The 14,668-nt window shown below is 50.4% G+C and carries 13 protein-coding genes; 3 read left to right on the plus strand and 10 right to left on the minus strand.

What is annotated here, in order from left to right; translation table 11 throughout:
- Positions 1 to 12 precede the first annotated feature (12 nt).
- The 5 genes from dxs to dut all read right to left on the minus strand — a co-directional run bounded on the left by dxs (position 13) and on the right by dut (position 5,418).
- A complete protein-coding gene (dxs, locus tag CFREI_RS07635) occupies positions 13 to 1,932 on the minus strand; it encodes a 1-deoxy-D-xylulose-5-phosphate synthase (protein WP_027012184.1) in 1,920 nt (639 codons plus the stop codon).
- An 85-nt stretch (positions 1,933 to 2,017) separates the two neighbouring features.
- Positions 2,018 to 3,274, minus strand: a complete 1,257-nt coding sequence (locus CFREI_RS07640) for a class I SAM-dependent RNA methyltransferase (RefSeq protein WP_027012183.1) — start codon at positions 3,272 to 3,274, stop codon at positions 2,018 to 2,020.
- The gene (locus CFREI_RS07645) at positions 3,275 to 3,856 is read right to left on the minus strand and encodes a DUF3159 domain-containing protein (RefSeq protein WP_051255907.1); all 582 of its coding nucleotides are present in this window, start codon (positions 3,854 to 3,856) and stop codon (positions 3,275 to 3,277) included. It lies immediately after the preceding gene.
- An 80-nt stretch (positions 3,857 to 3,936) separates the two neighbouring features.
- Positions 3,937 to 4,848 carry a DUF3710 domain-containing protein gene (locus CFREI_RS07650; protein ID WP_240483184.1) on the minus strand — a complete coding sequence of 304 codons (912 nt, stop codon included), beginning with the start codon at positions 4,846 to 4,848 and terminating at the stop codon, positions 3,937 to 3,939.
- A gap of 96 nt (positions 4,849 to 4,944) precedes the next feature.
- Entirely contained in the window at positions 4,945 to 5,418 is a 474-nt protein-coding gene (dut, locus tag CFREI_RS07655; protein WP_420834527.1) for a dUTP diphosphatase, read from the minus strand.
- Between the two features lie 128 nt (positions 5,419 to 5,546).
- Here dut and CFREI_RS07660 point away from each other — a divergent pair, with 128 nt between their 5' ends.
- Positions 5,547 to 6,047 carry a DUF3093 domain-containing protein gene (locus CFREI_RS07660; RefSeq protein WP_027012180.1) on the plus strand — a complete coding sequence of 167 codons (501 nt, stop codon included), beginning with the start codon at positions 5,547 to 5,549 and terminating at the stop codon, positions 6,045 to 6,047.
- Positions 6,048 to 6,174: 127 nt separating this feature from the next.
- On the opposite strand, the gene CFREI_RS07665 is transcribed toward CFREI_RS07660, so the two are convergent.
- Positions 6,175 to 6,468: a DUF4193 domain-containing protein gene (locus tag CFREI_RS07665; RefSeq protein WP_027012179.1), complete on the minus strand. Its 294-nt coding sequence runs from the start codon at positions 6,466 to 6,468 to the stop codon at positions 6,175 to 6,177.
- A 153-nt stretch (positions 6,469 to 6,621) separates the two neighbouring features.
- On the minus strand, positions 6,622 to 7,500 hold the full coding sequence (locus tag CFREI_RS07670) for an inositol monophosphatase family protein (RefSeq protein WP_027012178.1): 879 nt from the start codon (positions 7,498 to 7,500) through the stop codon (positions 6,622 to 6,624).
- Between the two features lie 888 nt (positions 7,501 to 8,388).
- Here CFREI_RS07670 and ppgK point away from each other — a divergent pair.
- Together ppgK and CFREI_RS07680 are read left to right on the plus strand one after the other, a co-directional pair.
- Positions 8,389 to 9,141, plus strand: coding sequence for a polyphosphate--glucose phosphotransferase (ppgK, locus tag CFREI_RS07675; protein ID WP_027012175.1), 753 nt, complete (start codon positions 8,389 to 8,391; stop codon positions 9,139 to 9,141).
- A 261-nt stretch (positions 9,142 to 9,402) separates the two neighbouring features.
- Entirely contained in the window at positions 9,403 to 11,031 is a 1,629-nt protein-coding gene (locus CFREI_RS07680) for an RNA polymerase sigma factor (RefSeq protein ID WP_027012174.1), read from the plus strand.
- 120 nt (positions 11,032 to 11,151) lie between these two features.
- Here the strand turns inward: CFREI_RS07680 and CFREI_RS07685 are convergent, their stop codons facing one another.
- The 3 genes from CFREI_RS07685 to CFREI_RS07695 form a co-directional block, all read right to left on the minus strand.
- Entirely contained in the window at positions 11,152 to 12,519 is a 1,368-nt protein-coding gene (locus CFREI_RS07685) for a DUF418 domain-containing protein (RefSeq protein WP_051255837.1), read from the minus strand.
- 192 nt (positions 12,520 to 12,711) lie between these two features.
- Positions 12,712 to 14,421 (minus strand): DEAD/DEAH box helicase, encoded by a 1,710-nt coding sequence (locus CFREI_RS07690; RefSeq protein ID WP_027012173.1) that lies wholly within the window; start codon positions 14,419 to 14,421, stop codon positions 12,712 to 12,714.
- On the minus strand, positions 14,418 to 14,657 hold the full coding sequence (locus tag CFREI_RS07695) for a DUF3039 domain-containing protein (RefSeq protein WP_027012172.1): 240 nt from the start codon (positions 14,655 to 14,657) through the stop codon (positions 14,418 to 14,420). The genes CFREI_RS07690 and CFREI_RS07695 overlap by 4 nt, the downstream gene beginning before the upstream one ends.
- Between the last annotated feature and the right edge of the window lie 11 nt (positions 14,658 to 14,668).

Below are 14,668 nucleotides of genomic sequence, written 5' to 3' on the forward strand. Positions count from 1 at the left end.
GGCCTATTGTGCTTATGTTTCAGCGCTTTCTTGGCTCGCAATAATAGTATCGGCCCATTCGTCAATCGCACTCACCACACCGGCTACATCAAGGCCGAGTTCACGGAGCAATTCGTTTCTAGACGCATGTTCAAGGAATTGCTCTGGAACAGCCAAGCGACGCAACGGGGTATCAACTTCAGCGGCACTTAATGCTTCGGAAACAAACGAGCCAATTCCGCCGTGAATCACACCATCTTCAAGTGTGACTACTAAGTCATGGTCTGCAGCAAGTGCGGGAATAGATGGTGATACAGGAATAACCCATCGCGGATCTACTACCGTTACATTGCATCCTGAGTTGCGTAAGCGTTCAGCCGCAGCTATTGCAATATGTGCAAAGGCACCAACACTAATAAGCAAAATATCGATCGCATCATCGGCATCGTCAGCGTCATGGTATGCCAGGATATCCACGCCGTCATCGAGTGTTTCCACTGCAGGGATATTTTCCGGCAGCGTTCCTTTAGGGAATCGAATGACCGCAGGCCCGGTAGTAATTTCTAAAGCTTCCTGGAATTGCTCTTTGAGTTGCTCGCCATCACGCGGAGCAGCCACCCGAATTCCGGGGATAATACCAGTTACTGCCATGTCCCAAACACCATTATGGCTAGCGCCATCATTACCAGTTATTCCCGCACGGTCGAGCACAAGCGTCATAGGGAGTTTGAGCAATGCCGCATCCATAAGCAGCTGATCAAAGGCCCGATTAAGGAATGTGGAATAGATAGCCACCACGGGGTGCATACCACCAAGTGCAAGACCCGCAGCCGAAGCTACAGCGTGTTGTTCCGCAATCCCAACATCAAACATCCGCTCTGGGAATTTTTCACCGAATGGCGCAACACCAGTAGGGCCTGCCATGGCTGCCGTAATGGCGATAATGTCATCACGACGTTCGCCAGCGGCTATGAGTTCTTCAGAAAAAACATCAGTCCAGCCCCGCCCAGAGATTTCTATCGGCAGTCCGGTTTCGGGGTTAATAATCCCGGTGGAGTGCATAAGATCATCTTGGTTATTTTCTGCTGGCGCATATCCACGGCCTTTTTCCGTAACCACATGGATAATAATCGGGCCTTCATAATCACGCGCGTAGCGGAAAGCATGCTCCAATTGTTTTATATTGTGTCCGTCAACCGGTCCTAAAGATTTCATTCCAAGCTCTGGGAAAAGCTCGGTCGGAATGACTGTGTATTTCACGCCTTCTTTAAGCGCATGCATTACTTCAAAGGTTCGCTTACCCACCCAGCCCATAGAATTCAGGGTAGATTTGCCTTGCTCCATAACCTTGTCATAAAAGGGCTGCATTCGTAGCTCAGCCAAGTTATTGGCCAGACCGCCAATGGTCGGTGAATAGCTACGGCCATTGTCATTCACCACAATGACAAGGTTGCGGTCTTGATTTGCGGCAATATTATTCAGCGCTTCCCAACACATACCACCTGTCAAGGCACCATCACCCACAACGGCCACGACTTTCCGTTGCGTTTGCCCAGAAAGCGAAAAAGCTTTCGCTAAACCATCGGCATAAGAAAGCGATGCAGAAGCGTGGCTCGACTCCGTCCAATCGTGCTCACTTTCGGATCGGGATGTATAGCCAGATAGGCCACCTTTTTGACGCAATGTATCAAAACCATTCGCCCGACCAGTCAATATCTTGTGCACATAGGACTGATGGCTGGTATCAAAAATAAACGGATCTTTGGGTGATTGGAAAACCCGATGCATGGCTATTGTCAGTTCCACAACACCAAGATTTGGCCCAAGGTGCCCGCCCGTGGCGGAGACTTTTTCCACAAGGAAAGTACGGATCTCTGCGGCTAGATCCTCTAATTGCTGATACGACAAGGCCGCGAGGTCAGCTGGAGATGCAATACGATCAAGAATTCCCATGAAGTGCGTCAAAGACCTTTATCTGAGGTGGCTGGATGAACGGTGATGGCGGCTATTCTACCCGCGAATTCTGGGCAGGGCCGAGTTATGGGCCGTCATTTTCGAAATGAATCGGCTCGAAAAGAGCAAAGGTTTCACTGTGATGCGTGCCAGGAAAGGCGTTCACCATTGCGAGTCTTGTCAACCGATACCCATGTTCCTGCCATGCTCCGCAATCACGTGCGAATGTTGCAGGGTCACACCCAATATGGAGGACGGCACGCGGATGAGCATTAGCTATTCCTGCAATCACCTTTGCACCAGCACCTTTCCTTGGCGGATCCAAAATCACCGCATCAGGTGCAGGTAATTGCCCCAATTGCTTTTCGACGCCCCCTCGGTAAAACCTAACGGGAAGCTTACCAAGAGCTCGGTTACCGTCTCTTGCTGCAGTTGGTGAACTATCCACTGAATAAACCTGCACCTGTTGCCCACCGGTGGTTGTCAGGGCGTCGATAAGAGATGGTGCAAAGAGTCCAACGCCACCATAAAGATCCCAGCCAACCCCAACACGGGTGTAGTGTTTCAGTGCCTCAGTAAGCCATGTGCGGGCCATCGATGTATATATTTCGGGTGCCCCCGAATGGGCTTGCCAAAATGCGGTAGCAGGCAAGCGGAAGGTTACCGCACCAACACTTTGCGTCACCAACTTCGGGCCCTCTAAAACTCGCAAGGCAGTTTCTATTCGACGCCCCCGGCTGACCTTCGCCGATTCACATACGGTACGAGCGCCATCGCTACCCAATGCAACAATTACTTCCGTATTAGGCGAAAAACGAGCCGCTTTTGGACCTACAATCCCATCCAATAACCCCGTTGGCGCTTGCACACATTGGTGCTGCCACACCACATTATGCCCACGATATTGGCGCACACCTGCACGCCCTTGCTCATCTACCCCGAGGCGCCAGCGCACCCGCCAACCCTCCGTTGGCACAAGATCCACCACTTCTATGGCCGGAACCTCCCCGATACCAGCTAATCGTTGCAATTGATCTTGCAAAATAGCGGTTTTTAAATCCAATTCAAATGCTGGAAGCAATTCGCCGAAATCACAGCATCCCGCACCATTGGCGACAGCAACACATCGCTGCTGGCCGCGTCCTGGACTCGGCTGGATAATTGACTCAATTTCCACCCGCAGAAACGACCGCTTAGCCTGTGTTACCTTTGCGCGAACGATATCCCCTGGAAAGCCACCTGATACTAATACAGTTCGAGCATCTGCATCCGTATGACCAATACCCACGCCGCCATGTGCTGGGCGCTGTACCGTCACCTCAATGAAATCACCGACAAGCATTTATGATTCCCGCGCCTCTTCCATACAACGCCGCGCCCGACGCACCGCCCACACCGTTAATAGTGTGACTAGACCGGTTAGCGGCCAGCCCATAGCAATCTTGGCGATAGCCAGCGCCGTTGTACTATCCGAGCCATATAGTTGATTCTGCACAATGAATCGTGCACTAAACACCAAAGTCCAACCAAGTGTGGCAATCGAATACGCCGAGCGAGCCCCTGGTACAGACCGCCAGTGCATCCCCTCGCCATTAATACCTTTCCAAATCACCCCAACCAAAGGCCAGCGGACCACAATGGAAAGGCCAAAGACAACAGCAAAAATCAATGACATCCAAATGCCATAGAGGAAATACCCTTTAGCTGAACCCACAGCCCACGCAATACCTGCACAAAGCGCGACACCAAATAATGCAGAGAACGCAGGCTGTAGATTTTCTTTACGTAAAATACGCCACACGAAAATACCCATTGATACAACCAGAGCTGCAATAAGCGCTGGCAATAAACCATAGGCATTATTTATTGGTACCAAGACAAGTACCGGCAGAGTTGAAGAAACTAACCCACCGAATCCACCCATTTGCTCCAATATGGTCGATTGGGCTGGATTTGGATTATGGGAATTATGAGACTCTTCTAAACCCCCCTTTTCAACGTCACTCACCTAGGCTCTGCTTTCATTTGTTGAAATGCCGAAGCAGCGGGTCCACGCGGCGGAGTTGGTGTTGGCGGCTGCGGTGGGTCAGCTGGTGCAGGGGGAAGATTCTCAGCCGACTGCGGTCGCTGTTGCTGCTGTTGCTGCTGTTGCTGCTGTTGCTGCTGTTGCGATTGTGGCATAGCACCTTGCTTTGCCTGCTCCGCACGCTGGATCATCGCCTTTTTCACTTGATCCGCAAGAACATCAGGAAGCGCAACCGGCAATGACGTCCCAGCCATCATTGGCTGATCTCCACGGCGAACAAAAGTGCGAGCTGTAACTTCACGGCCTAATTCGGTCATCTTTTCGGCCAGGTCACTAGGCGCAATAAGGGTAAAACGAAGCATCCACCTTGGCCCGTCGACACCAATAATGCGGACTGTAGCGTCATGCCCTTGACCCACGACTTCCCGCCCCCAAGGGCCTTGCTCGACTCGAACATGCAAGCCATCCCCGCGCATATCTTCAGCGATCTTCTTTGTGGATTCCCGCCATTGGCCAGCATTACGTGGAGCTGCAAAAGCGACCGGAGTAATACGACCATACTGGGTCACAATATGAAGGATACGGGGGCCAGCCTCACCCATTTCTACTTGTACTTCTGAGCCAAATGGAAGCGGAATCTGCATGCTGCCAAGATTCAAAATCCCTTGCGAAAAGTCAGAAAAATCGAACTCTTCGATATCCACTGAATCCGCATCAAACGGGCCGCTTTCACCAGTCACCGCATCATGAATGGGGTCGGGAGCATCAATATCGGCATCCATTTCTGGATGCCGACCATTGAGCTGCGCTTCACCAACTGAATCAACCTGCGCTGGTGATACTGGCTCCGCTTCCTCACCCTTCTTTTTTGCAAATGGCCACATTGCCACGTTGTTCCTTCCTGAACATCAATTGTGTGCAGCAGAATGCATTGGTGTCACTATATCGACGAGCCTACTGCACCTTGTTCACACACTCGAAACGAATCACCGAAAGGTTTCTACACCGGTGGAACCGTATCCTCCATCGCCTCGGAGCGTTGCATCCAGCTCCGAAACCTCGGTAAATTCACACAACTCAACTTTTTGAATCACTAGCTGAGCAATGCGATCACCACGGGAAATCGCAATCGGATTCTGCGGATCTAGATTAATCAAACAAACTTTCAGCTCACCACGATAATCTGCATCCACGGTGCCAGGACTATTCACAATACTCAACCCATGCTTTGCCGCCAACCCCGAACGAGGATGAATAAAACCCGCATAACCAAGTGGTAATGCGATTGCAATTCCAGTCCCAACCAATGCTCGCTGCCCGGGTTGCAACTCGAGATCGGATGTGGACATAAGATCCACCCCAGCATCACCCCTGTGAGCCCGTTGCGGCAATGGCAGTTCGTTATCTAAGCGGCGAATGGGTATACGCAATTGTGTGCCACTGTCTTGTTGAATATTCACGGTCACCAGCGTACGTGTTTTATAAGCCATTGCAGGAAAATCTTTGCCACACATCTTTTCAGGCGCTCTAGCCCCTGTTCGAGTCGTGTTATGCCACATTCTCAGCTTGTGCAGTAAACTCAAGCTTTGTGATTGAAAGCGCTGAGAAACCTCCCCAGGAGCTCTACCGAGAACGCCAATGGGTCCCTTGGTATTGGTGGATTTTCGGTGGATTCCTTGTGGCATTAATTACCGCCCAAATCGCCCATAACCGCTCCGTGATATGGCTATATGGGCCAGCGATCCTCCTTGGCGGACTTGCGATTTGGTCGCTTCTTTCACTCTCATCCACTGTTATTTCCGTTGAGGAAGACTCTGAAGGCACTCGATGGCTTCGCGCCGATAATGCGCTTTTACCTGCAGATGTAGTAAAAACGGCGCTGACCGTGCCGGCAACTGCGAAACGCAATGCAATGGGGAAACAACTCGACCCAGCAGCGTTTGTAATTTCACATGGTTGGGTACCACAAATGGTCATGCTCGTGCTCGATGACCCAGAAGACCCAACACCTTACTGGCTTATTGGTTCCCGCGACCCAGAATCACTTGTTGCCGCTTTTCTTCCAGAAATCACCACAAACCCCAAGTAGTTGTCACATAATCTCAGCACAACAAAAATTCCACGGTTTCTATGGAGACCGTGGAATATAAATTTCTAGAGGCCTTGCTTGCGATAGCCCAGCCAATACTATGGCTGCGGCTATACAAAATCAAACACTATGCGCAATCGAGGCAGATAATCGTCCCATCATCTTCAATATGGGAAATGCGGTTTCGGCGCTGCACAATAAAACAGCTGCCACATGTAAATTCGTCTTGGCGTCGAGGAATAACGGTCACATTGAGCTCTTCGCCAGAGAGGTCAATTGCGGGCAAATCAAAAGGTTCGACGATTTCGCCGTCATCGTCCATGTCGTTATTGATGTTCTCGGCTGCTTTCAGGCCTTCGAGGGAATCAGTTTCCAAGTCATCTTCTGCACGACGGCGAGGCGCATCATAGTCAGTTGGCATGGCTGGGTCCTTTGTCCGTAATTGATTTTGTGTTTGGACTGCCCGCAAGCGCGCCAGCCCAAGATGTGCAACGTATCTGCGCGCATATTAGGCGACAAATATGTCTTTGTCACGTCACAGATTTTCTCGGCGTGTCTCCCCAGGTCAAGCAAGCTACAGCCGCACCGGCATAGGGCCGTCATCGACAAGTTGAAAAAACGCTTGCGCTACCGCTGGTGTCGCCGCACGCACTGGTCTGCCCTCACTGGCAGGGACGTCGATAAGCGGCTGCGAAACTACCGCCCCGGCCTCCGCGGCGATCAACGAACCAGCAAGAAAATCCCAAGGATTCAGCCCATGCTCGTAGTACGCATCAACCTCACCAGCCGCCAACATGCATAAATCCAAAGCAGCACTGCCTAATCTTCGAATATCACGAATCTCCGGCAAAATCTTCGCCAGCAGTGCCGCCTGTTGTTTACGCCGCTGCTTTGTATAGGCAAAACCTGTAGCTACTAAACACTGATGGATATCTGAAGCAGCGCTTACCCATAACGCTTCTCGGCCGCTGCCTACACGTTGACGCCACGCCCCATGCCCCTGCGATGCCGCATACACCGTTCCACATGGCACCTGTACTACCGCACCAGCAACGGCCTGACCATCCAATACCGCAGCAATCGATACTGCGTAAGCAGGCAATCCATATAAGAAGTTCACCGTTCCATCGATCGGATCAACGCACCACTGCACACCGCTTTCCGACTCCCTGGAATGCCCCTCCTCCCCCAATAAGCCATCTAAAGGCCGCAATGCTGCAAGTCGCTCGGCAATAAACGCCTCGGCGGCCTCATCAACAATCGTGACCGGATCGACCGTCGAACTTTTAACACGCATACCAACAGACACATCGCCAAGTTCCGATCTACTGGAACGAATCAAATCTGCCGCCTCACTGGCAATTGAAACGGCAATATCTTCTAGCTCATACACGTCCATACCACCCCATTGTGCTCCCCGGAATCCATACTGACTACCCGCCTTCCGCGCCATATGGTGAACCGCCTTTTGTTTGTAGGGCTCTTTGGCCAGTGAGAATGTTGGGGGTTGGCCGGTGAGAGTGTTGGGGGTTGGCCGGTGAGAGTGTTGGGGGTTGGCTCTGGTTTTTCGGGAAAACTGTTGTGACTCTTGTGGTTTTTGAGGCTGGTGAGGCTGTGGTGTTATGGGTTCCAGCGAGTCTGGCTGGTTTTGGCCTGGTTTTGGCCTGGTTTTGGCCGGTGGTTTGGTTGTGCGCTTGTAGTGAGCTGGGATTTGGTTGGGTCTGGTTGGGTCTGGTTGGGTCTGGTTGGGAGGCGGTCGGTCTTTTCTGGCGCTGGTCAGTCTTTTCAGGCGCTGGTTGGGCGTGTTGTCACAGATTCCATTTTTTCGGCGGATTTTATGGAATTTGTGACACGATAGGTAGCGAACCTGTCACAGATTCCATTTTTTTCGCTGTTTTAATGGAATCTGCGACACTAGGTATACAAACATCACTAGTTTGATAGGGTGCGCCTATTAAAACCCCTGGAAGGCCCAGCCCACGCCCCCCCCAGGAAAGCGGAGACGGCTAGACCTTCCACTCGGGAAAAGCAGCCTGCGGATCCGGACTCCAGCGCAAAATCTCGGAAAACCAGCCGCCTGTCCGAGAAACCTCGGCACCTTCAGCCCACGCACTCAAAAACACGCACTCAAAGAATCAGCCCACCCACCAGGAAACCGCAGGCAGCCCAGCTTCGCCAACCGCATATCAGGCGCACCTAAACCAACGTCCCCCCACCCCATGGAACAAAGACCAATCAAATTTTCGGAGACAAGTTCAATGATTACCCCTAAAATACACATAGCCTTGTGTAATCCAGCTCCCAAAAACACCCGAGGTTTAACGCCAAGTACAATATCCTCATGACCCGCATCGGATTTGGTATTGACGTAGGTGGCTCAGGAGTAAAAGGGGCCCGAGTAAATTTAGATACTGGCGAATTTATTGGGGACCGCATTAAAATCCTCACGCCAAAGCCTGCTACCCCAGATGCGGTAGCCGATACCATTCATAAAATTATTACCCAAGCTGAATGGGATGGTCCTGTGGGCATTACATTGCCCTCGGTAATCCACGAACAAAAAGCCTTTACTGCCGCCAATATCGACCCCACTTGGGTGGATACTGACGTTCAAGCACTGTTTACAAAGCACCTTGGTGAACGCAAAATTAGCGTACTTAATGATGCCGACGCCGCCGGCATCGCCGAGGTAACCTTTGGCGACGAAAAATCACGCAGTGGCGCCGTTATTTTTCTCACATTTGGAACCGGCATTGGATCGGCATTTTTGGCTGATGGCAAGCTTTTCCCAAACACAGAACTTGGGCACCTCTTAGTAAATGGTGTTGAAGCTGAGCACCAAGCATCTTCCGCAGTAAAAGAACGCGAAGAGCTTAGTTACGGGAAATGGTCAAAGAGAGTAAGCACTGTCCTGCAGGAATTTGAGCGGCTTTTTTGGCCTGACCTGTTTGTTGTCGGCGGAGGAATCTCTCGCAAACATGAAAAATGGGTGCCTCGCCTCGAGTGCAAAACTCCGGTCATTCCAGCCCAATTGCGCAACACGGCAGGCATTGTTGGCGCTGCGTTAGCTGTTGAACAAGGACTGAAACCTTAACGGCACACAACCAATTACAATAATTTGCTCTATACTTGCGTGTTGACTGTGGAGACAAGTCATCCGTGGACCACAATTCAGCTCATGTTTTTTAAAACAACCAGCCAATATTCTTATTGATTCTAGGGTTGAATGAGACGCGGGGTACTTGACTGATTCATTCAGTGTGCTCCTTATGTCACACGTAAACTGCAGGCAGCACTGCGATTTATGTGGACTTTGCAGCACACTACTTTAAGTAATCAAGGCGAAAGGGCGTACGTGGCAGCCACCGATCCCTCAACAACGGCAGAAACCGACAACGGAACCACCACAACGGTGAAAAAGACGACGGCGAAAAAAGCCGCGCGCAAAACCGCACGGAAAGCAGCACCCCGCACCGCACGCAAAGTAACAGCAGCGTCGCAAACCTCAGCCGACGCAACAGAAGCTGGCACTGAAGCAGTAGCTCCAACCGGTACTACCGCATCGGCTGATACCAGTGCAACAGAAACTGCAGCGAAAAAAACCGTAAAGAAAGCTGCCAAAAAAACAGCGAAAAAGACTGCGAAAAAAGCCGCCAAAAAAGCGGCTAAAAAGACTGCGAAAAAAGCTGTAAAGAAGACCGCAAAGAAAACAGCCAAGAAAACCACCACAAAGGCCACGAAAAAAGCCACACCGAAAAAAGCGGCTGCGCCAAAGGTCATTGAAGAGGAAGATCAGCTTCAGGATTCCGGACTCGAAGATGATTTGATCGATGACAATGATGACTACGACGTCTTGATTCCAAGCGATGATGACGACAATGATTATGATGCCGATCCGCTTCCCGCAGATGAAGATAATGAGCGTATCGACGACGAAGACGATGACGAAGGCTCTGTCAATGATGAGGATGATGACGGTTCGTCTGTATGGGATGAGGATGAGTCTGCAGCACTACGGCAAGCACGAAAAGACGCTGAGCTCACTGCATCAGCTGACTCTGTTCGTGCCTATCTAAAACAGATCGGTAAGGTTGCTCTGCTCAATGCGGAGCAAGAGGTCTCATTGGCAAAGCGGATCGAAGCTGGCCTTTATGCCACGCACCGTATGGAGGAAATGGAAGAAGCTTATGCAGCTGGCAATAAGGAAGCCAAACTCACCCCAGCGGTAAAGCGTGACCTTCGCGCAATTGCGCGCGATGGCCGAAAAGCAAAAAATCACCTTCTTGAGGCAAACCTACGTCTGGTTGTGTCGTTAGCAAAACGCTATACCGGTCGTGGAATGGCGTTTTTGGACCTTATACAAGAAGGCAACCTTGGTTTGATTCGTGCTGTAGAAAAGTTCGACTACACCAAAGGATATAAATTCTCTACCTATGCAACCTGGTGGATCCGCCAGGCTATTACCCGAGCTATGGCTGATCAAGCCCGAACGATCCGCATCCCCGTGCATATGGTGGAAGTTATTAACAAACTAGGCAGAATCCAGCGTGAGCTTTTGCAGGATTTAGGTCGCGAACCTACCCCTACAGAACTCGCAAAAGAAATGGATATTACGGAAGAAAAAGTACTGGAAATTCAACAGTACGCCCGCGAGCCCATTTCCCTTGATCAAACCATTGGTGATGAAGGCGATAGCCAGCTCGGTGACTTTATTGAAGACTCTGAAGCTGTAGTTGCAGTGGATGCAGTATCGTTTACCTTGTTGCAAGACCAATTACAGGATGTACTGCAAACGCTTTCTGAGCGCGAAGCTGGCGTTGTAAAGCTTCGATTTGGTTTGACAGATGGCATGCCACGCACACTCGATGAGATCGGACAGGTCTATGGTGTTACCCGTGAGCGTATTCGCCAGATCGAGTCAAAAACAATGTCGAAATTGCGTCACCCTTCTCGGTCACAAGTCCTGAGGGATTACCTGGATTAACTTTCTGGTAAATACTTTTAAATAAACAGTGGTGGTGGAGAAGTACATGTACTTCTCCACCACCACTGTTTTTAATTTCAGAGGGACTACTCTGCTTTATCTAGCCATTATCGAAGACAATCACTGTTGCTCCCGTGGTTCCTCGGCAAAGTCAGATTTTTCAATACTTGGCTTTTGAATAGGCGATTTCGTGCTGGCGTCCTCGATTTCTTTTTGGGCAACTCCCGGAGGAAATTGTTTATATAATCCTGCTTTCCCATACGAAAGTCGACGGTGTGCAGCCTCAAACGGACCACGTAAATGAAGCTTTTCAAGTATGAAAGCGACAATAAGAGCGATAACCCAAACAATAAAACCTACCAATGTGGAGAAAGCCGCACCTTGAGGTTTAAGTGCGTGCAATAAGAAGGGAGCACATAGTGGTAGAAGAATTAATGATTGCATTACATAACCGGTCATTGAGCGCTTGCCCAATGCAGTCAACATTTGCACAATGATTGGCAATTTATAGCCGTTTTGATCGTCTTGCCCTTGCGTATAACGCCGCTGTAATGGAATAGCCGCAAGTGCAATAATTGCAATAATGCCAGGTCCCGTGAGTAAGCCAAGTCCTTGATTAAGCACAAGGAATGCTAAAGCAATGTTTTTAGGAAGCAAACCAATTTCGGCAAACCCCCAAGGAAGTCCAACGCCAAGCGCAATTGCTGCCCCTAAAAGCGCTACTCGTTTGAGTAATTTCTTATGTTGTTCTGGCTCTTCAAGTACACGGAATCGTGCTGCTACAAAACCAATCATTACCAGTGGAACCAGCATAAATAACTCAAAAGGTAGGAATGCTACTTGGCGGAACAACACCGGGAACACATTAATGTATTCAGACCAAGAATGCGGGAGGCGCGAACCGAGCTGTCCCTCCGAGGGTGCGGGAATATTCAGTTCTACAAATGGAACGACTACTGCAGATGCTGCAGTGGAAAATACATAAACCCCCAGCATCGTTCCGGCAATAGCCAAAATCGTTTGAGTTCGCCAATGGATCATACATGCAACAAGCATTCCGGCAACGCCATAGAAAAACATGATATCGCCATAAAAAATAAGCAAAAAATGTAAAAGACCAAAAAGGGCCAGTAAGCCATATCTCCGCAATAATACATTTCGAGCTGGCTTTAACGGGTACCCCCGTCGGTGCAAGCTCCACATAAGCATGCCGATACCGTACCCAAGCATTGTAGAAAACATTGGTAATCCACGCACGTGAAAAAACACCGCGCCAAATACTGCTGCAATTTTATCCCAAATACTATCTTGGAAAATCCCACCAACAAACGCCGCTGGCAGTTCACCGTCAGCGGGTAACCATGCCGTAGTGGAATTTGCAACTGCAATACCCAGAAGCGTTAATCCACGGGCTAAATCCGGAGCAAGTATTCGAACATTGCCTTGAGATTTTATCGGCAATTCTGCCGGGCTACTTGTCTCAGACATTATGGATTCCTTTTCTGCATACAATATTAATAGAGGTCAATTTTGTAAGAGTTGTATGCATCACTCTCCACGGATTCATAGTACTGGAAGATAAGATAATGCTTGTTTGGAAACCAGATTTTGCGGTTTCCAAACAAGCATTGTGGTTAGGGTTTCACTTCATAACTTCAGCAAACCTATTTGTTTAGATAGCTACCAATTTCGCAAATAAGCAATGCGTTCACGCAGTTGTTCGGCACTACAAAGCGCTGTTGGCGGCCCCCCACATTGACGCCGCACTTCATTATGAATTGCGCCGTGTGGCCGCCCGGTTCGTGAAGATGCGATTGCAACAAGGGCATTAAGCTCTTTGCGGAGTTGTGGAATTTCCGCGCTAGCTACTCGCTGTGCAGCCGCCTGATTTCCAGCGGAGTTTCGTGCTTGTTCTTCATCTTGCTGCCGTTTCTTTTCTTCTTTAGCACGGTTTTCCAGTTGCTCTGCTTGGCGCTGACGGAGCAATTGGCGCATCTGGTCAGCATCAAGAAGACCAGGTAAACCAAGATATTCGGCCTCTTCTTCGGATCCTGCAATAGTGCCAGTACCATATGTTGAGCCGTCATAGATTAACGAGTCTAGTTCGGCCTCAGCACCCAGTGATTCATAGCTTTTTGTCTCATCTGGCTCGGTCTTTTCCTTATTTGCTTCGGCGACGAGTTCATCGTCCCAACCTTCTTTTACGCGATCGGGCTTTCCAAGCACATGGTCCCTAGAGGTTTCTAGCCGCGCAGCAAGATCAAGGAGCACCGGTACCGAAGGCAGAAACACTGAGGCTGTTTCTCCCGGCATACGAGAACGCACAAACCGTCCGATTGCTTGGGCGAAAAACAGTGGTGTTGATGCAGAGGTGGCGTAGACACCCACGGCGAGGCGCGGAACGTCGACACCCTCCGACACCATGCGAACGGCGACCATCCATTCGTCGGTTGAATTAGAAAATTCCTCGATGCGTTCTGATGCGCCGGGTTCGTCGGAGAGGATGACCGCTACCGGAGTATTGGACATTTTTTCGAGTATGCGGGCATAGGCGCGAGCAGTGGTTTTATCTGTTGCTATGACAAGTCCACCGGCATCAGGCATGCGTTCACGCATTTGCAGAAGCCGCGTATGGGCCGCTTGTAGTACTGCAGGAATCCATTCACCCTTGGGGTCGAGTGCAGTTTTCCAGGCACGGGCGGTTTGTTCTGCATTGAGCGGCTCACCAAGTCTGGCTGCATATTCTTCACCAGCACTCGTGCGCCATCTGGCTTCGCCAGAGTATGCAAGGAATACTACGGGCCGAACAACTCCATCTTGCAGTGCATCGGCATAGCCGTAGGTGTGATCCGCTTTAGATTTAAGGTAGCCCTCGCCATCATCCTCGTAACGTACAAATGGGATGGCAGCATCATCAGAACGGAATGGTGTTCCGGTAAGCGCGAGGCGTCGTTCTGCACCCGAATACGCTTCGCGGATGCCATCTCCCCAACTTTTCGCATCACCACCGTGGTGGATCTCGTCCAGGATGACCAAGGAACGCTTATTGGTAGCAATCGCGTGGTGCTTATAAGGGTGCATTGCAACTTGGGCATAGGTCACCACAACACCGTGATATTCGGGGTTAATCACACCCGAATTGCTAAACGCTGGATCCAAAGCAAGACCTACGCGTGCAGCAGCCTGAGACCACTGCACTTTAAGGTGCTCGGTGGGCACCACCACAATCACGCGATCGACGGTGCGATTTCCGGTGAGTTCGGTGGCTACCCGCAGCGCAAAAGTGGTCTTTCCGGCACCAGGAGTAGCCACCGCAAGGAAGTCTTGTGGCTTATTGATTAGGTATTTGGTTAATGCAGCGCGCTGCCAGGCACGTAGATTTCCACTCACTTCTTGCGCAGACCCCTATAGATTCGCTCGCAATCTGGACACACTGGGGATCCTGGCTTGGCTTGTTTAGTGACGGGAAAGGTCTCGCCGCACAGCGCAACAACGAGGTTGCCAGAAACTGCGGACTCTACGATCTGGTTTTTCTTCACGTAGTGGAAGAACTTCGGAGTGTCGTTCCCTGTTGAGGTTTCATCCCTCACATCGGGGCGTTCAATGGTCTGAGTTCTTGTAGTCACGGCTCCTATCA

Source organism: Corynebacterium freiburgense (genome assembly GCF_030408815.1).
GTDB lineage: Bacteria > Actinomycetota > Actinomycetes > Mycobacteriales > Mycobacteriaceae > Corynebacterium > Corynebacterium freiburgense.